The following is an 18,662-nucleotide window of genomic DNA, read 5'->3' on the forward strand; positions in this document are numbered from 1 at the left end:
TTCCCGGCACGGCCTGGGGCAGGGACGGCACCCGGGCGTCCTCGTGCATCCGGTGGCGGCGGAGGCACGAGGGCGAGGCGGTGCCGGGCATGCCCGATGCCCCGGGTCCGGGCCCTTGGCCCCATCCCGGAGGCTCCGGACTGGAACCGCCCGCTCGTCGCTACCGGCAGGGCGGCCCGCCCGGGTGGCCGCAGCCGTGGCCCGGCCCCGGGCCGTGCGGCGCCGGGCGGGGCATCTGCGGCATCGGTCGAGGGGCCATCGGCTGGGGGCGTGGCGCGGCCATCTGCGGCTGGCGCATCGCCTGGGCCTGCTGACGCCGCATCGCATCCTGCATCTGCTGCTGCTGGCGCTGCATCATCTGCTGCGCCTCGCCCCGCTGGCGCGCCTGAGCCTGAGCCTGAGCCTGAGCCTGCTGGGCCTGCTGGCGGATCGCCTGATCCATCCGCATCCGGCGCAGGGCGTCGTCGGCTTGCGGCGCCCGGCCAGCCGGGCGGGGCGGTTGCGCCATGCGCTGCGGCGCCATGCGCGGCTGGGGCTGGGCGAGCCGGGGCGGCATCGACGGGGGTGGGCCGGCTTGCGGCGGCACGGTGGGTCGCGCCCCGGGCGGCATCCGCTGCGGCTGGGCGCTGCGCAGGGGCTGCACCGGGCGCAGCGGCGTGAGCGGCGGGCGCACGCCCTGTGCCAAGCCGGCTGCAGGCCCCTGAAGCACGCCGGCCGCAGGTCCCTGCGGCGCCCCGGCGGCATTCCCCGGCGGCGGTGTCGTGCCGGGGTGGTTCACCGGGGGCGGCGCGCCGGCCTGGGCGCCGGCCCGCCCTGCGGCGGGCGGGATCTGGTTGAGACCCGCCCGGCCGTCGGCCGGGGCGTTGGGCAGTCCCGGTCGTCCGGCGACGGCGGGCAGCGGCGTGCCGCCGGCACCCGGCAGGGCTTGGGCCGGGTTCGGCGCCCCAGGGCGCGGCCCTGCGGCGGGTGCGATCTGCCCGGGCAGGCTCGGCCGCAGGGCAGCTGGGCCGCCAAGAGGCCCGGCGGGCGTACCCGGGATCGGGCCGGGAGACGGGCCGTCGCGGCGCGGGATCTGTCCCGGGGCGCCGGGCGGGGCATCCATCTTCCGGGCGAGGGCGGGCGGCAGGGCGACGCGGGCTGCCGCGGCGCCGATCGCCGCGCCCACGGCGGCGCCGGCGACCGGCGCGAGGCCGGTCCCCCCGGGGGGCGCCCCATGGAATTCCGGTCCCGCCGCGACCGGGGCGTGCAGGTTGTGGAACAGCCCCGGATTCGGCGGGGCCACCACCGCGGGCGGGGCGACCACGTAAGCCGGCACCGGCACGTAGGCGGGCACCGGCAGCAGATAGGCCACGGGCGGCGGCGGGGGCGGGGCCAGATCCACCAGCACGACCGGGCGCGGCGGCAGGAAGACCACGGGCGGCGGCGGAAGGGCGTAGACCGGGTCGTCGAGGACGAGGGCCGGGCGCTCGACGTAGACGATCTCGTCGGGCGGGGGCGGCGGCACGTCGTAGGCGAGGGCCCGGTAATCCGGCGGCGGCGCCAGCGCGGCGGCGAGCGCCGACAGGCGCCGGCGGGCGTCCCAGGCATGCGGCCCGCGGGGATAGCGGCCGAGGTAGGACCAGTAGGCCTCCGGCGTGTCGGCCATGGCGCTGGTGCGCCAGGTCAGGGCCTCGCGCCGCGCCGCGATGATCGCCCGCACGCGCTTGGCCAGCGGATCGCGCGGATAGGCGGCGGCGAACTCCTCGTAGGCCGGCAGGGTGTCGCGGGCGAGGCAGGCGGCGTAGGCCTCCCGCGCGCCGATCTCGCCGAGCGGCTTTCGCGGCGGCTCGAAGCCGGCGAGGGAGGGCGCGCCGGCCTCCCGCTCCAGAAACACGAACGGCGCCTCGATGCGGGAGGCGCTCCACGGCACCTCGGCGCCGCGGGTCGTCTCGGCCACCCGCAGGCGCACCCGCTCGAACAGGGCCGCGGGGGCGAGGCCGCCCTCGCGGATCATCTCGACGAGGGCGAGCGCGTAGGCGCCGTAGGGGCCGGTCTCGGCCGGGCCGACGGTGCCGGGCGCTGCGTTGGTGGCGATCAGGCTGCCGGGCCCGGCCTCCATCAGCGGCAGGCCGCCGGCGAGCGGATCGCCCTTCAGGTGGAACGGCGAGGCCCGCGCGGCGTCCAGCACCACGAAGCGCGCCCTGAGCGGCAGGGCGGCGAGGCGCGAGACGTAATCCGAGATCCGCAACGCCCGCACCGGTACGTCGCTGGCGGTCTCGATCCGCGCGTCGACCGGGGCGAAATAGGCCTCGTTGGCGAGCTGCAGCCCGGAGCCGGAGAGGTAGAGGAACGCCACCGTGTCCGGCCCCGACGCCGCTGCCTTGTCGGTGAAGTCGCGCAGGGTGCGGCGCAGCGACTCCTCGTCGAGGTCGCGGGCGCCGACGACGTCGAACCCCGCCGCCTGCAGCGTCTGGGCGACGAGGCCGGCATCGTTGGCGGCGGTCGCCAGCGCGCCGCCCGGATAGGCGCCGTTGCCGATCACGAGGGCGATGCGCCGCTCGGCCGGCGCGGCCCCCGCCGGCAGGGCGGCGACGAGGCTCGCCAGCGTCGCGAGGGCGATGGCGAGGACGAGGTGGCGGAGCGGCGGCATGGCGTTGCCCTCCCGTGGGTGGCGGGCCGCGTCCTTGCGCGGCGGATCGCATGTGGTCGCCCGTTTTCCGGGCAGGACGAAGGCGCGCCCCATCTCGTCCCCCGGCCCTTGAACCGGCACTGAACGATGCGGCATCACCCTTGCTGCGGCGATTGCCGAAGAGGGAGCCTCGATGCCGGACAGACTGATCCACGCCGCCGCCAGCATCGCGCTGATGATCGCCGTCGCGGTGCTGTTCTCGACCAACCGGCGGGCGATCCGGCCTCGGGTGGTGCTCTCGGCGCTCGCCGTCCAGGTGACGCTCGGCGCCCTGGTGCTGTTCTGGCCCGCCGGCCGCACGGGCCTCGGCGCCGTGGCCGACGCGGTCCAGGCGGTCCTGTCCTACGGCGACAAGGGCGTGGCGTTCCTGTTCGGCGGCCTCGTCGAGCCCAAGATGTTCGAATTGTTCGGAGGCGGCGGCTTCGTGCTGGCCCTGCGGGTCCTGCCGCAGATCATCTACGTCTCGGCGCTGATCGCGGTGCTGTACCATTTCGGTGTGATGCAGGCCCTCGCCCGGGGCTTGGGGGCGGCGTTGCAGCGGGTGCTCGGCACGTCGCGCATCGAGACCTTCTCGGCGGTCATCACCATCTTCATCGGCCAGAGCGAGATCGCGGTGGCTTTGCGCCCCTTCCTGGCGCTGCTCACCGGGGCCGAGCTCTTCGCCGTGATGACGAGTGGGGCGGCCTCCACCGCCGGCTCGATCCTCGCCGGCTACGCCGCGCTCGGCGTGCCGATGCCCTACCTGCTCGCCGCCTCGTTCATGGCGATTCCCGGCGGGCTCCTCTACGCCAAGATCCTGGTCCCCTCGACCGAGCCGAGCCGGGTGACGACGATGCAGGTCACCTTCGGCGAGACCCGGGCCGTCAACGTGATCGAGGCCGCCGCCGACGGCACCCAGAAGGGTCTCGCGGTGGCGGCGGCGGTCGGCGCCATGCTGATCGCCTTCGTGGGGCTGATCGCGCTCCTCAACGGTCTCGTCGCCTATGCGGGCGGCCTCGTTGGGATGCCCGGCGCCTCGATCGAGGGCGGGCTCGGCTTCGTGCTCGCGCCGCTCGCCTGGCTCCTCGGCGTGCCGTGGGACCAGGCGATTCTGGTCGGAGGCGCCATCGGCCAGAAGCTCGCCTTCAACGAGTTCCTGGCCTACGCCAACCTGTCGCCGGTCCTGAAGAGCGGCGAACTCGGGGCTCGGACCACCGCGATCCTGTGCTTCGCGCTGTGCGGCTTCGCCAACCTGTCGTCGATCGCGATCCAGCTCGCGAGCTTCGGCAGCCTGGTCCCCGAGCGCCGCTCCGAGGTCGCGGCCTTCGGCCTGCGGGCGATCCTCGCCGGCACCCTGTCGAACCTGACGAGCGCGGCGATCGCCGGGGTGTTCATCGGGGCATGAGGGCTTTTGGTTTGCTCCAAAACCCATCCTGTCCCACTCGCGAACCGCAATCCTGAGGGTTGGTCGATCGAAGATCACTAACCCTCAGGATGCGGTCGTGGATGGAAGGATCAGGGGTCCGGTAGGATTCAGGACAGGCTCCTGTACACCGCCGTCTCGAACTCCAAGAAGTTCTCGACGGAGGCCGGGTCGGCGAAGGGGAAGAGCTGGGTGCCCCAGAACCCGCCGACCCCCTTGGCCCGGTCGATCCAGAAATACAGGTTGGCGAGGCCCGCCCAGGCGAGCGAGCCGGCGGAGCGCCCGGTCGGCGCCTCCTCGTCGTTGATCATGAAGCTCAGGCCCCAGGATTTCGGCATCCCGGGGAAGAACTCGGCATCGTGCGAGAGGTGGCGTTTCACCCCCGGCAGGGCGCGGATCTTGAGATCCGGCCCGAGGCCGTTCGTTGCCGCCATCGCGACCGTCTCGGGGCGCAGAACCGGGCCGTGCGGCCCCGCGCCGTCGTTGAGCCACATCCGGACGAAGCGCAGGTAGTCCTCGGCGGTGGAGTAGAGCCCGTGGCCGCCCATCTCGACCTCGGGGGCCTGCGGCAGCTCGAAGCCGGCGATCTCGGTCGGCGTGCCGTCCGCGCCGCGCTGGTGCATCTGGGCGAGGCGGCTGCGCATGGCGGCGGTCAGCACGAAGCCGGTCGAGTCCATGCCGAGCGGCGCGAAGATCCGCTCCTGCATCACCGTTCCGAGACGCTCGCCCGCCACCGCCTCGGCCACCTGGCCGGCCCAGTCGATGCTGCTGCCGTACTCCCACGACTCGCCGGGATCGAACAGCAGCGGGGTCATCAGTACGGCGCGGGTGCCGCTGGTGACGGTGGCCTGCTTGCGCGCGCGCAGGAGGCGGGCATAGCGCTCGTTGAAGATGTCGTAGCCGAAGCCTGCGGTGTGCAGGAGCAGCATCCGGGTGGTGACCGGGCGCGCCGGCGGGCGCAGGCGCGGCGTGTCGTCGTCGGACAATCCCTCGAGCACCTGGATCTCGGCCAGGGCCGGCACGTAGGTGGCGGCCGGGGCGTCGAGGTCGAGCCGGCCTTCCTCGGCGAGCTGCAGCACGGCGGTGGCTGTCACCGCCTTGGTGGTGGAGAAGATCGCCATCACCGTGTCGGGGGTCATCGGCGCGTCGGGCGCGCGCAGGCCTGCGGCGCCGGCATAGAGGATCCGCTCCCGGTCGGTCGCCATCGCGACCACGCCGGCGAGTCCGGCCGGCCCGGCCACCGCGCGCCGCAGGATCGCGTCGGCCGCGGCCGTCAGATCGTCGCCCATCCGTGTCCTCCCGGCATTCGTCGTTGGGCGGCAGACTATCCCGCCGCCGCCGTCCTGTCAGGCGGGAGCCCGGACCGGCCCGGGATGCCGGCGGCGCAGGCCTGACCCGAGGGAACGTCGCGACCTGGCGCGCGATTGAACCGGCGCCGAGCGGAGGCCTCGAGTCCTTGTTTCCGCCGGAGCAGGAGACCGCCCGTGACCCTCATCTCCCGCCGCGACACCCTGGCCGCCGCGGCCGCTGGCCTCGTCGGCACCGCCGCCGCCACTGCCCAAGCGCAGGCTCCGGCCGCCCCGTCGGGCCCGCAGCCGATCCGCGGCCGGGACGGCGCCGACATCCTCGGACCGGTGAACCCGGCCCGCCAGGCGCAGGAGCCCTTCACCACCCTGCCGCCGAAGACCGACCACGGCACGATGCCGAACCTCAAGTGGTCGTTCACCGACAGCCACATGCGGATCGAGGAGGGCGGCTGGGCCCGCCAGACCACGACCCGCGAATTGCCGATCTCGACCGCGATGGCCGGCGTGAACATGCGGCTCAAGGCCGGCGTCGCCCGCGAGATGCATTGGCACAAGGAGGCCGAATGGGCCTACATGCTGAAGGGCCGCGCCCGCATCACGGCGGTGGACCAGGCGGGCCGCACCTTCGTGGACGACGTGGGCGAGGGCGACCTCTGGTACTTTCCCTCCGGCATCCCGCACTCGATCCAGGGCCTGCCGGGCGAGGTCGACGGCTGCGAGTTCCTGCTCGTCTTCGACGACGGGCACTTCTCGGAGGATTCGACCTTCCTCATCACCGACTGGCTCGCCCATACCCCGCGCGACATCCTGGCGAAGAATTTCGGGGTGCCGGAATCGGCTTTGGCCGGCCTGCCCGACAAGGAGAAGTACATCTTCCCGGCCCCGATGCCGGGGCCGATCGCCGGCGACAGGACCGGCGGCGCCGGGCCGGTGCCGGAGGGCTTCAGCTACCGGATGCTGGCGCAGGAGCCGATCCGCACCAAGGGCGGCTCGGTCCGCATCACCGACTCCAAGGTATTTCCGGCCTCGAAGACCATCGCGGCGGCCCTGGTCGAGCTCGAGCCCGGGGGCCTGCGCGAGCTGCACTGGCACCCGAACGGCGACGAGTGGCAATACTACCTCTCGGGCGAGGGCCGGATGACGGTGTTCGGCTCCGAATCGAAGGCCCGCACCTTCGACTACCGGGCCGGCGACGTCGGCTACGTGCCCTTCGCCATGGGCCACAACGTCGAGAATACCGGCTCGACGCCGCTGCGCTTCCTCGAGCTGTTCCGCAGCCCGACCTACGCCGACGTGTCGCTGAACCAGTGGATGGCGCTGACCCCGCACGCCCTGGTGCGGGCGCACCTGAACGTCGACGAGACGGTGCTCGCCGGGCTGCCCACCGCCAAGACGCCGGTGGTGAAAGGGTGAGCCCGCGCCGGGACGGGGCGATCGGCCCCGTCCCGGCGGTACGTCATGCCAGCGGCAGCGGCGCCCGCGCGTCCTGCACCACCGCCTCCTGGCGCCAGGTCGAGGGCTGGTCCGACGCGCCGGTGCCGAGCGCGCATTGCACCATCACGCTGTCGGCCCAGCGGCCGTGGCGGTAGGCCACGGCCGGCAGGTGGCCGACACGCGTGAAGCCGCAGGTCTCGTGCAGACGCAAGGACGCGTCGTTCTCGGCGTCGATGTAGCCGATCATCTGGCGGTAGCCGCCCGCCGCGCAGGCCTCGATCAGCGCCGGCAGCAGGCGCCGGCCGATGCCGGCATGCAGGTGGTCGGCATGGACGTAGATCGAGTGCTTGAGCGTGTAGCGGTAGGCCGGCCGCTTGCGGAACGGCACCGCGTAGGCGTAGCCCGCCACCATCCCGTGGCGCTCGGCCACGAGGTGGGGCAGGCGCTTCGAGCGCATGTTCTTGCGCCGGCGCTTGAGGTCGTCCGGCCGGAGCCGGTCCTCCTCGAAGTCGCCGGTATCGCCGACGCCGTGGCGGATGTGGTGCTCGTAGATGTCGATCATCGCCGCGACGTCCGCATCGGTCGACGGCCGGATCACGATCCCGGGTTGCGTGGGCGCCGAATCCATCAGCGGCCCTCCCGCAGCACGTAGGTGTAGAACCGGATGCGCCCGTCCGGCTCGACCTGGCGGTAGACACCCTGGATCTCGGCCTCGAAGCCCGGAAACAGGTTGGCGGCGGCCTCGAACATCTTGAAGTAGTCGAGCATGGGCTTTGCCCGCTCGTCGAGCCGCTCGCCCGGCAGCACCGTGCCGATGCCGGGCGGGTAGACCAGCATCAGCGTCGTGGCGATGCGCCCCTCGGCTTCCGCGATCGGCACGAAGTCGACATTGTTGCGGGTCAGCATCTGGGCCGCGGCCTTCGGCGGCATCACCATCTCGGGCAGGTGCTCGGGCATGAACTGCTTGCGCTGCAGCCCCGAGGTCCCGGCCTGCCGGTGGAAGGCGTGGTAGTCGGCGCAGAGGTCGCGCAGGCGCACGCCGCCGTAGCGCTGCGGCCGGCGCCGGACGAATTCCGGCATCGCCTCCTCCAGGAGCACGTTGTCGTCGTGCAGGCGCTTGAAGGCGACGAGCCCCGAGATCAGCGTGCCGGCCTTCGAGGATTCGACGCCCGGCGTCAGCAGGAAGAGCAGCGAGTTGAGGTCGTTCTTCTCCGGGACGATGCGGTTCTCGCGCAGGTACTGGGCGACGATCGGAGCCGGCACGCCGTGCTCGGTGTACTCGCCGGTCTGCCGGTCGAAGCCGGGGGTCAGCACCGTGAGCTTGTTCGGGTCGGTGATGGCGTAGCCCGGCGCGACATGGGTGAAGCCGTGCCAGCCCGCCCCGGGCTTCAGCTCCCAGTGGCGCGCATCGGAGGCGAGCTCGTCGGTCGGCAGGCTCTCCCACGGCACCTCGGCGCCGCCCGCGCCCGTCGCCGTGTCGGGCACGAAGGGATCGAAGAACCAGCGGCGCTTGGGATCACGCTCGTTCTCCTCGAACTCCTTGCGGATCGCCCGCACCTTCTTGCGCCACTCGATGCCGAGCCGGATCGTGTCGTCCCACAGGATCATGCCGGAGCGCCCCTTCATCATCTGGGCGCCGACGTCGAGGGAGGCGAAGAGGGGGTAGAACGGCGAGGTCGAGGCGTGGACGAGGAAGCTCTCGTTGAGGCGCCGGTGCTCCACCCGCCGGGTCTGGCCGCGGATATGGCCGTCCTTGGTGTGGATCTGCGAGGCCTGGGAGAAGCTCGCGAGCTGCTTGTGGGTCGATTGGGTGGCGATGATGCCGGGCGAGGTCTCGTCGAGACCCGTCAGCCCCATGGCGTAGCGACCCTGGAACAGGGGATGGAACTTCATGAAGCCGGCCCAGGCCTCGTCGAACAGGATGTAGTCGCAGAGGTGGCCGATCCTGGCGACGATCTCGCGGGCGTCGTAGATCGTGCCGTCATAGGTGCATTGCTCGATGACCGCGACGCGGAACGGCCGCTCCTTGCGCCACGCCTCCTTGTCCTTGACCAGCGGGTTGTCGCGGATCTTCCGGCGGATCTTCTCCTCGTCCAGCGCCTCGTGGAAGATCGGGCCGATCAGCCCGTAGGCGTTGCGGTCGGTCTCCAGAAAGATCGGGATGCCGCCGCCGAGGAACAGCGCGCCGTGATGCGCCGCCTTGTGGTTGTTGCGGTCGAACAGCACCAGGTCGTCCTCGGCCACCAGCGAGGACAGGACGATCTTGTTCGAGGCCGAGGTGCCGTTGAGCACGAAGTAGGTCTTTTCGGCCCCGAAGATCTGGGCCGCCTCCTTCTGCGCCTTAAGCGCCGGCCCCTCGTGGGTCAGGAGGTCGCCGAGATCGAGCACCGAGTTGTCGAGGTCGTCGCGAAAGATCGCCTCGCCCAAGTGCTCGACGAAGATGCGGCCGATCGGCGAGCGGTTGTAGAAGATGCCGCCGTTGTGGCCGGGGCAGGTCCAGAGCTGGTTGCCCTTCTCGGCGTAGTCGACCAGCGCGCCGAAGAACGGGGTCTTGAGGGTCTCGGCGTATTGCGTCACGCGGCTGACGAGGCCGCGGGCGATGAATTCGGGGGTTTCCTCGGCGAGGAAGATGTAGCCGTCGATGAAGTCGAGCAGCTCGACCGGAATGTCCTCGAGCCGCTTGCGCCGGACCATGATGACGATCGGCATCTCGAGGCCGCGCTTGCGCATCATGTCGATGAGCGCCGCCGCCTTGCCGTCGAGGCCGCGCTTGCCCCAGTCCACCACCAGGCAGCCGACCGCCGCGTCGGTCTGGACCGCGATCGCCGCGTCCTCGACCCGCCGCGCCCGCACCACCTCGAAGCCGCGATGCTCGACCGCCGCCACGATCTGGTTGACGCGCACGCCCTCCAGGTCGTCCGGATCGAAGGCCGGCGTGCACATCAGCACGGTAAAGCGGCGGTGGAAATCCATCGGGCGGGGCTCCTGTCCGTAACGGTATGGCCTGCGTGTCGGCCCCTCTCATGACGTTCCGATGACGGTCCCGGCCCTGCGGCGAATCCGCTCGGCCTTTCGGCGCGGACACCCGCCTGCTCCGCCGGGCGTCCGAACGCCTCCCGCCCCGCGCAAAGTCCGGCCCGCACCGATCGAGGTCGGACCGTCGTCGAGACGGTCCGGGCGCTGCGCCACCCGTCCGGGCCGGATTCGCAGAGTCCGCCGGGGAGTAGCCGTCGTCGGGCGCAAGGCTTGGGTGCATCTGTCGCGCAGGATGAAGCCGTTGCGCGACATCATTTCCGGACGATTACAAAAAGCATCTGTGGGTAATTCCGCGCTGACCGTACGACGGTGGGTTGAAACTGCGCGGGCCTGCCCGATATCGGCACCATGCCCGTTCATCGGGTGCGTTGATTTAGGACGAATATCCGTGTCGCAAGAAAATCTGGTCCAGGACGTCGACTTCGTCGCCCTCGCCGCCGACGTCGTGTCGGCCTACGTCGCCAACAACTCGGTTCCGGCCGCCGATCTGGCCGGCCTGATCGGCACCGTGCATACCGCCTTCCTGTCCCTCGGCCAGCCCGCCGCCAAGGAGGCCGAGAAGCCGACGCCGCTGATGCCGATCAAGAAGACGGTGACCCCGGACTACCTGATCAGCCTTGAGGACGGGAAGCAGTACAAGTCGCTCAAGCGCCACCTCTCCACCCGCGGCCTCTCCCCCGAGGAGTACCGCCGCAAGTGGGGCCTGCCGCATGATTACCCGATGGTCGCCGCCAACTACGCCGCGCAGCGCTCCGAGCTGGCCAAGAGCATCGGCCTGGGCCGGGGCCGCACCGTCGCGGCGGCCGCCAAGCGCGCCTCGTCGGATGCCGTCGTGACGGCACCGATCGCCGACGCGAAGCCGGCCAAGCGCCGCCGCGCCTGAGGCCGCGGGCCGTCCCGTCCGGGACGGTACTCGTTACATCGCCGCGAGACCGCCCGGCAGCTCCGCGCTCCGGGCCGGACCGCGGATCTCGAGGGCGACCGGCGGGGGCCGGTCGCCCTTCGCCTGTCAGGGCACCCCGATTCCGGTCACATCAATTCGCCGTGCCAGGGCATGAAGCCGAGCGGCGGGACGCCGGCCCGAGCGATGTGCGCGAGCCGGAGCGGACCGGCCCGGTCCGGGTCGGCAGGGCCGCGCGCGCCGCGCCGGTACTCGCCGGGCGGAACGCCGAAGGCGTCGCGGAACAGCCGGCCGGCATGGCTCGGCGAGGTGAAGCCCGACGCGGTCGCGAGCTCGTCGACGGTGCGGTGCTCGTCGGGGCGCGACAGGGAGCGGCGCAGCTGCGCCACGCGCCGCTGCTGCACGAACCGGGTGACCCCGCCTGCGGGCTCGAACAGGCGGTAGAGCACGCTGCGCGACACCCCGATCCCGGCCGCGACCGTCGCGGCGGAGAGGTCGCGGTCGCCGAGATGCCGGTCGATATAGGCGGTCGCCCGGGCCCGGGCGCGCCCGGCGGCCACCGGAGGCGGGACCGATCCGGCCCGGTCGCGCAGCGAGGCCAGGGTCGCCCCGAGGAGCAGGCACAGCGAATCGGTCGCGACGCCGGCGAGGTGCGGCGTCAGCCCCGCGGCATGGGCGGCGAGCGAGCCAAGGAAATCGATCGACAGCCCTGCGGCGCCCGGGCCGAGCACCAGCCCATGCAGGTCGAGACCGTCGATCACCGCCGCATCGAGGCGGTCGCGGGCGATCGACGCGGTGACGATGTGCGCGCCCTCGGTCCAGGTGCGCTGCGGCCGGGTGAGGTCGAACAGCGCGAGGCTCCCGGCCTCGACCGCCCGGATCGCGCCGGGCACCTCCAGCATCATGCGCCCGGCGAGCACCAGGTGGAGCGTGACGTGGTCGAACCCGTCGCGGGCGACCCGGCGCGGCCCGCGGGCGTGCGATACCCCGGCGAGGCGGCGGTCGAAGACGAGCATGCGCGGCAGCCGGTGGGCGACGACCTCGGTCCGCAACGGGCCCGGCAGGCGATCGACGTCGGTGCCGCTGCTGTAGAGCGCGCGGTACGCCTCGAAGGCATCGTCGGCGGCGGGCAGGTCGGGGCCGAGGGTGATCGTGTCCATCGCCGCGCGGGGGGCTCCCTGGTCGGAGCGGACGGGGTGCTTCCGGCCCCCGACCTCTCAGCGGCGATCTTCTTCCGTTACGGCCGCCGGTCCTCGGAGGTAGCGCGCACCGAGCAGGAGGGCAATGATCCCGGCCGCATAGGCCGGCAGGCTCGCGGCCAGCAGGGCCTGGCCGAGCCCGGCCTCGCCGAAGACGCGATCGGCCAGGAGCCCGACCAGGGGCGGGCCCAGCCCGAACCCCGCGAGCGTCGTGCAGGCCACGAACGGCGCGGTGACGCGGCCGCGCAGCGCGCGCGGCGTCATGAGCTGCAGCCCCGCCAGCGTCGCGACCGAGCCGATGCCGAGGCCGAAGATCAGGGCGGCCAGCGCCGTCAGCGCGAGCCCGCGATCGTCCGCCAGCCCGACGGTCGCGGCGAGCGGCAGGGTGCCGAGGAGCGCGCCGAGCACCAGCCGCCCGCCGGGCAGGCCGCGCCGGGCCGTGCGGTCGAGGAGGCGTCCGCCCGCGACCTGGCCGAGCGGGGCGGCGACGGCGACGATCGTCCCGAACACCATCCCGGCGGAGGGCAGGGACAGGCCGAATCGGCGCACGAGCAGCGTCACCGCCCAGGCGTTGGTGGTCTGCACCACCAGGGTGACGGCGACCCCGGCGACCGCGAGGACGGCATAGCGCCCGGCATGCCGGGCGAGCCAGGGCGCGAGGGCCTGCCGCCGCGCCGGGCGGCCGCCGCCGCGCCCGGGATCGGGCAGGCGCAGGAGAAGGACCGCGAGGACGAGGTTCGGCACGACGCTGAGGGCGAACAGCACCCGCCAGGCCGCGACCGGGGCGCCGGGGCCGAGGGGGACCATCGCCGGCAGCAAGGCGAGGAGCCCGCCGCCGAGCCCCATCGCCGTCGCCCGGCCCAGGGTGGCGCCGGCGACGTAGAGCGAGACGCCCTGACCGATCCGGTCCCGCGGCTGGCGCGCCGCGATGAGCGCCAGGGCGGCCGGGGTGAGGACCGCCTGGCCGAGGCCCAGGGCCGCCCGGCCGAGGACCAGCTCCCCGAGGCCGGTCGCCAGCCCGCAGGCCAGGGAGGCCAGCCCCCAGACCAGGACCCCGGCGGCGATGAGGCGCGGGCGGTGGAGCCGGTCGACCAGGGGGCCGGCCGCCAGCGAGGCGACCGCGTAGGCCGCCACGAAGGCGGTGCCCTGGACGAGTCCGAGCTCGAAGTCGCTCAGGCGCAGGTCGGCCTTGATCGCCGGGGCGACCAGGGCGGCGATGAACCGGTCGGCGAAGGCGAGGAGGTGGGCGCCGGCCAGCAGCCACACGCCGGGCCAGGCCGGCGCGAGGGCGAGGCGCCCGGGGCGGGGACGTCGCATCGGCTCAGGCCCCGGCGGGCGCGGGTCCGGACCCGGCGGCGTGGTTCTCGCCCATGCGTGTCGGCTCTCCGGGCTGGGTGTCGCGCGAAGGCGGGCGCGGCGGCGGGGAAGCGGGCCTCGTCGCAGAAAACGCCGCCGACCGGAAGCCCGTCGGCGAGGCCCCGGCGCGATAGGGGCGGGCTTGCCAGCGCGGCCAGCCTGCGCTTCAGTCGCGCCCGGGCGGCGCGGGCCGAGGGCACGCCGGACGCGCCGGGGCTCCCTTCGCGGAAGCCGACCCCCCGAGTGCTGCGCCCGGCCGGCGGCGACCGACGGGCCCTTCCTCCCGGATTGTTCCATGGATCAGGCCAAGCTCGCGGCCCTTCGCGCCCGCTACCTCGACGCGACCGGCGGCGACATCGACGACCCGGATTTCGCCAAGGCGGCGCGCCAGCAATTCAGCGAGAGCGACCGGCGCAAGTGGCCGTTCGCCGACGTCGCGACCTTCCTCGACCTGCCCTACCGCCCCGACGCCGCGACGCTGCCCGATTTCGGCGGCCTCGACGTGGCGCTGATCGGCGTGCCGATGGATCTCGGCGTCACCAACCGGGCCGGCGCCCGCCACGGGCCGCGGGCGGTGCGGGCGGTCGAGCGCGTCGGCCCCTACGAGCACGTCCTGCGCATGACCCCGGCCGCCGAGCTGAAGGCGGCCGATATCGGCGACGTGCCGTTCCGCAGCCGCTTCTCCCTCGAGAGCTGCCACGAGGACATCGAGGATTTCTTCGCCACGGTCGTGAAGGCCGGCGTGGTGCCGCTCGCTGTGGGCGGCGACCACTCGATCAGCCGCGCGACGCTGCGGGCGGTCGGCGCGTCGCGCCCGGTCGGCATGATCCACATCGATGCCCATTGCGACACCGGCGGCGTCTACGAGGGCTCGAAGTTCCACCACGGCGGTCCCTTCCGCCAGGCGGTGCTCGACGGCGTGCTCGATCCGGCGCGCACGATCCAGATCGGCATCCGCGGCGGCGCCGAGTACCTGTGGGAGTTCTCGTACGTCTCCGGCATGACGGTGATCCACGCCGAGGAGGTCCCGCAACTCGGGCTTCCCGCGGTGATCGCCCGGGCCCGGGAGGTCGCGGGCGACGGCCCGACCTACCTCTCCTTCGACGTCGACAGCCTCGATCCGGGCTTCGCCCCGGGCACCGGCACGCCCGAGATGGGCGGACTCACGCCCCGCGAGGTCCTGGATCTGCTGCGGGGACTGGCCGGCGTGAACATCGTCGGCGGTGACGTGGTCGAGGTGGCGCCGCAATACGATCCGACCAGCAACACGGCGCAATGCGCCGCGCAGGTGCTGTTCGAGCTGATGTGCCTGGTGGCGGCGGGGCGGAAGGTCGGTTAGCCGCCCTTCCGCGGGCCGGGGCTTACCCCCCGGCCACGCCCTGCGCATCGACGTAGACCGCATAGAGCGACTGGCTTGCCGCCATGAACAGCCGGTTGCGGTGGCGGCCGCCGAAGCAGAGGTTGGCGCAGCGCTCCGGCAGTCGGATGCGGCCGATCAGCTGTCCTTCGGGGTTGAACACCATCACCCCGTCGAGGGCGTCGTCGCCCATGCCCCAGCCGCACCACAGGTTGCCGTCGGTGTCGCAGCGGAAGCCGTCCGGCGTGCCGGGGCCGGCATCGATGTGGACGCGCTGGTTGCTCAAGCGTGCCCCCGAGACGTCGAAGGCGAGGATGCGGCGGTTCGGCTGCGCCCGCGACTCGACGAGGTAGAGGATCGATTCGTCGGGGGAGAAGCACAGGCCGTTCGGCCCGGCGAGGTCGGTCGCCGCGGCTTCCAGCATTCCCGTGACCGGGTCGAGCCGGTAGACGTTCTGCGGCAGTTCGGGCTCGGCCCGCTCGCCCTCGTAGTTGCCGAGGATGCCGAAGGGCGGGTCGGTGAACCAGACCGCGCCGTCACGGGCCACCACCACGTCGTTGGGCGAGTTGAGGCGCTTGCCCTCGAAACTGTCGGCGAGCACCGTGACGGCGCCGTCGTACTCGGTGCGCGTCACCCGCCGCCCGCCATGCTCGCAGGTGACGAGACGGCCCTGGCGGTCGCGGGTGTTGCCGTTGGCGAAGTTCGACGGCTTGCGGAAGGCCGAGACCGCGCCGGTCTCCTCGTCGTACCGCAGAATGCGGTTGTTGGGGATGTCGCTCCACAGGAGGGCGCGCGTATCCCCGAACCAGACCGGGCCCTCGCTCCAGCGGCACCCGGTGGCGAGACGCTCGACCCCGGCGCTGAACACCCGGTAGCGGGCGAAGGACGGATCGATGACCTCGATGGCGGGGTCGGGATACCGGATCGTCGGCGTCCACACGGGGGCGTTCCTCCCTTGTCGTCGTTGTCGGCGCGGACCTTCGCGGGCCGCGGGCGCCGACGCAACCCGCGATCCGCGGCCTCGACGCTCGACGCCGGGCGCGCCCTCACCGATGATGGCGCCCGAGGTGCCCCGTCCGAAGGGCGCCGGCACGGGAGGAGCGCGTATGGGCGAGGCAACGGGGATGCGGGTCGCGCTGTCGGGAGCGGGCGGGCAGATCGGGGCGGTGCTGCGGCCGCGGCTCCTCGCGGCCGGGATCGTCCTGCGCTCCGGCGGCGGGCCGACGGCGCTGACGCCGCTCTCGGAGGCCGAGACGGTGACGACCGGCGACCTGCGCGACGCCGATGCCGTCGACCGGCTGCTCGAAGGCACCGAGGTCCTGGTCCACATGGCCGGCACCAGCGTCGAGAAGCCACTGCCGGGGGTGATCGAGAACAACCTCGTCGCGCTGCACGCGATCTACGAAGGGGCGCGGCGCCACGCCTTGCGCCGGGTGGTGTTCGCCAGTTCCAACCACGCCTTCGGGATGCACTCGGTGGAGTCCCGCCTCGATCCCGACGCGCCGTTCCGGCCTGACGGCGCCTACGGCCTGAGCAAGGCCTGGGGCGAGCTGATGGGCCGGATGTACTGGGACCGCCACGGCATCGAGGGGGTGGCGCTGCGCATCGGCAGCGCCCTGCCGCGGCCGACGGAGTTCCGCCACCTCTCGACCTGGCTCGGCCACGACGACCTCGCCCAGCTCGTCCTGCGCAGCATCGCGGCGCCGGTGCCCGGCTATGTCGCGGTCTGGGGCGCCTCGGACAACCCGCGCAGCTACTGGAACAACGCGGACGCCGCCGCGGCGATCGGCTACCGCCCGACCCAATCGGCGGAGGACTGGGCCGAGGAGATCCTGGCGCAGGAGAACCCCCTCGACCCGATCGCCCGCACCCTCCAGGGCGGCAGCTTCACGACGATGGACTACACGCCGCAGGCCGGGCGGCCGAAGCGAGGCACTTAGAGCATTTTCCGACGAAGTGGAAACCGGTTCGTCGCAGAAAATGCGCCAAAACAAAGACTTAGAGAGCTTCGCGATTGCAACGCGATCGTGAGGTGCTCTGGCGCGTTGCGCTCCCCGCGCGCGAACCCTCCTCTATTGGGGAGGGGGGACCCGGCGCCTGCAGGGCCGCGGGAGCGAAACGCCGATCGAGGCCTGCCGCGGCTCACGGGGCGCCGAGATCCCGCGCCCCGGTGGAGGGTGTCCGCGCGGCGGCGTGAGGGCGCGGCCGGGCAACGGTCGAGCAGGTCGTCCCGGAGACGGCAGCCGTCCCCGGGGCGAGGCCGCTCCCGTCAGGCCGTGGCCGAGAAGACGTCCGGCAGCGAGGGCAGCCGCTGGCGCAGGCGCAGGAGCGCGATGGTCTCGATCTCCTGCAGCGCCCGGGCCCGCTCGTCGTCGGCGGAGTTGTCGAGGCGCTCTTCCAGCTGGGCCAGGATCTCGTCCGGGCTCCTGCCCCGCACCGCCATGATGAAGGGGAAGCCGTGGCGGCTGCGGTAGCGCTCGTTGAGGTCGAGGAAGCGGGCGCGGCCCTCGGCGTCGAGGGCGTCGAGGCCGGCCGAGGCCTGCTCGGCGCGCGATTCCAGCGCGAGATCGGCCGCCGCCACCCGGCCGGCGAGGTCGGGATGGGCGTGGATCAGGGCGAGCTGCCGGGCCGGCTCGGCCGCCCGCATCACCGCGACCATCGCGGCGTGCAGCCCGTCGGCCGAATCCTGCATCCCCGAGAGTCCGGCGGCATGCGCCCCGTCCGCCACCCAGGGGGAGTGCTCGAACACGTCGCCGAAGCTCTCGACGAACTGGGCGCGGCCCATCCGGCTCGGGGTCAGGCCGGCGGGCGGATGGGTCTTGGCCCAGTGCCGGGCGATGTCGATGCGGCGGGTCACCCACACGTCGTCGTGCGCCGCGACGTGGTCGAGGAAGCGCGCGAGCGCCGCGATGCGGCCCGGCCGGCCGACGAGGCGGCAATGCAGGCCGATCGAGAGCATCCGGGGCGTCTCGGCGCCCTCGGCGTAGAGCACGTCGAAGGAGTCGCGCAGGTAGGCGAAGAACTGGTCGCCGGCGTTGAAGCCCTGCGGGGTGGCGAACCGCATGTCGTTGGCGTCCAGCGTGTAGGGCACCACGAGCTGGGGCGCGCGCGGGCCCTCGACCCAGTAGGGCAGGTCGTCGGCGTAGGAATCCGCCGAGTAGAGGAAGCCGCCTTCCTCCATCACCAGCCGCAGCGTGTTCTCCGAGGTCCGGCCCGTGTACCAGCCGAGCGGGCGCTCGCCCGTCGCCTCGGTGTGGATGCGGATCGCCTCGTTCATGTGGGCCTTCTCCTCCTCGTAGGAGAAGTCGCGGTAGTCGATCCACTTGAGGCCGTGGCAGGCGATCTCCCAGCCGGCCTCGCGCATCGCCGCCACCGCGTCCGGGTTGCGCTGGAGCGCGGTGGCGACGCCGTAGACCGTCACCGGCAGGGCGCGCTCGGTGAAGAGCCTGTGCAGGCGCCAGAACCCGACCCGCGAGCCGTACTCGTAGATCGATTCCATGCTCATGTGGCGCTGGCCCGGCCAGGCCTGGGCGCCGACGATCTCCGACAGGAACGCCTCGGACGCCCGGTCGCCGTGCAGCAGGCAGTTCTCGCCGCCCTCCTCGTAGTTGATGACGAACTGCACCGCGATGCGGGCCCCGTCCGGCCATTGCGCGTGCGGCGGGGTGCGGCCGTAGCCGACGAGGTCGCGGGGGTAGGGGGAGTCGGTCATGGGTTCTGCGTCCGGTGGAGGCCGACGCCGCCCCAAGCGGTGCCGGGCCCGGCGCGGGATCCCCTCTCTCACGTGGGCTGGCGGAATCACACGTCGTCTCGGAAGGACAGCCCCTTGTCGATACACGCGCTTTCCCCTTCCCCCTTGTGGGGAGGGGTCAGGGGTGGGGGTGGTGCCGGATGAAGCGCGTGCTCTACGTGGCACCACCCCCACCCCCATGCCCCTCCCCACAAGGGGGAGGGGAGGCGCGCTACCTTCAAAAGAGGAGCACTCGGACGCAGACGTGCGAA

Annotated in this window: 13 protein-coding genes; 5 read left to right on the plus strand and 8 right to left on the minus strand. The window is 72.9% G+C overall.

The genetic code is table 11. The features are described 5' to 3' along the window. Positions 1–160 precede the first annotated feature (160 nt). Positions 161–2,629, minus strand: a complete 2,469-nt coding sequence (locus HPY23_RS19300; RefSeq protein WP_091888116.1) for a caspase family protein — start codon at positions 2,627–2,629, stop codon at positions 161–163. Between the two features lie 172 nt (positions 2,630–2,801). On the opposite strand from HPY23_RS19300, the gene HPY23_RS19305 reads away from it, so the two are divergent. Continuing rightward, positions 2,802–4,052, plus strand: a complete 1,251-nt coding sequence (locus tag HPY23_RS19305; protein ID WP_060848969.1) for a NupC/NupG family nucleoside CNT transporter — start codon at positions 2,802–2,804, stop codon at positions 4,050–4,052. Positions 4,053–4,180: 128 nt separating this feature from the next. On the opposite strand, the gene acmB is transcribed toward HPY23_RS19305, so the two are convergent. After that, the gene (gene acmB / locus HPY23_RS19310) at positions 4,181–5,359 is read right to left on the minus strand and encodes a methyl acetate hydrolase AcmB (protein WP_091888114.1); all 1,179 of its coding nucleotides are present in this window, start codon (positions 5,357–5,359) and stop codon (positions 4,181–4,183) included. Positions 5,360–5,554: 195 nt separating this feature from the next. Here acmB and HPY23_RS19315 point away from each other — a divergent pair, with 195 nt between their 5' ends. Continuing rightward, positions 5,555–6,790 carry an oxalate decarboxylase family bicupin gene (locus HPY23_RS19315; RefSeq protein WP_091888112.1) on the plus strand — a complete coding sequence of 412 codons (1,236 nt, stop codon included), beginning with the start codon at positions 5,555–5,557 and terminating at the stop codon, positions 6,788–6,790. Positions 6,791–6,833: 43 nt separating this feature from the next. On the opposite strand, the gene HPY23_RS19320 is transcribed toward HPY23_RS19315, so the two are convergent. Continuing rightward, on the minus strand, positions 6,834–7,439 hold the full coding sequence (locus tag HPY23_RS19320) for a GNAT family N-acetyltransferase (protein ID WP_091888110.1): 606 nt from the start codon (positions 7,437–7,439) through the stop codon (positions 6,834–6,836). Continuing rightward, entirely contained in the window at positions 7,439–9,784 is a 2,346-nt protein-coding gene (locus tag HPY23_RS19325; protein ID WP_060848965.1) for an Orn/Lys/Arg family decarboxylase, read from the minus strand. The genes HPY23_RS19320 and HPY23_RS19325 overlap by 1 nt, the downstream gene beginning before the upstream one ends. A gap of 451 nt (positions 9,785–10,235) precedes the next feature. On the opposite strand from HPY23_RS19325, the gene HPY23_RS19330 reads away from it, so the two are divergent. Beyond that, the gene (locus HPY23_RS19330) at positions 10,236–10,730 is read left to right on the plus strand and encodes a Ros/MucR family transcriptional regulator (RefSeq protein ID WP_244537619.1); all 495 of its coding nucleotides are present in this window, start codon (positions 10,236–10,238) and stop codon (positions 10,728–10,730) included. 146 nt (positions 10,731–10,876) lie between these two features. Here the strand turns inward: HPY23_RS19330 and HPY23_RS19335 are convergent, their stop codons facing one another. Then, a complete protein-coding gene (locus HPY23_RS19335; RefSeq protein ID WP_091888106.1) occupies positions 10,877–11,908 on the minus strand; it encodes an AraC family transcriptional regulator in 1,032 nt (343 codons plus the stop codon). A gap of 57 nt (positions 11,909–11,965) precedes the next feature. After that, positions 11,966–13,264: an MFS transporter gene (locus HPY23_RS19340; RefSeq protein WP_175540002.1), complete on the minus strand. Its 1,299-nt coding sequence runs from the start codon at positions 13,262–13,264 to the stop codon at positions 11,966–11,968. A gap of 334 nt (positions 13,265–13,598) precedes the next feature. Between HPY23_RS19340 and speB the strand changes: the two genes are divergently transcribed. Further along, positions 13,599–14,642 carry an agmatinase gene (speB, locus tag HPY23_RS19345; protein ID WP_091888102.1) on the plus strand — a complete coding sequence of 348 codons (1,044 nt, stop codon included), beginning with the start codon at positions 13,599–13,601 and terminating at the stop codon, positions 14,640–14,642. A gap of 22 nt (positions 14,643–14,664) precedes the next feature. On the opposite strand, the gene HPY23_RS19350 is transcribed toward speB, so the two are convergent. After that, positions 14,665–15,600, minus strand: coding sequence for an SMP-30/gluconolactonase/LRE family protein (locus HPY23_RS19350; RefSeq protein ID WP_091888100.1), 936 nt, complete (start codon positions 15,598–15,600; stop codon positions 14,665–14,667). 166 nt (positions 15,601–15,766) lie between these two features. Between HPY23_RS19350 and HPY23_RS19355 the strand changes: the two genes are divergently transcribed. Continuing rightward, on the plus strand, positions 15,767–16,600 hold the full coding sequence (locus tag HPY23_RS19355) for an NAD-dependent epimerase/dehydratase family protein (protein WP_236012907.1): 834 nt from the start codon (positions 15,767–15,769) through the stop codon (positions 16,598–16,600). A 329-nt stretch (positions 16,601–16,929) separates the two neighbouring features. Here the strand turns inward: HPY23_RS19355 and puuE are convergent, their stop codons facing one another. Then, entirely contained in the window at positions 16,930–18,372 is a 1,443-nt protein-coding gene (gene puuE, locus HPY23_RS19360) for an allantoinase PuuE (RefSeq protein ID WP_091888098.1), read from the minus strand. Positions 18,373–18,662: the final 290 nt, after the last annotated feature.

It is taken from the genome of Methylobacterium ajmalii, assembly GCF_016613415.1.
Lineage (GTDB): Bacteria > Pseudomonadota > Alphaproteobacteria > Rhizobiales > Beijerinckiaceae > Methylobacterium > Methylobacterium ajmalii.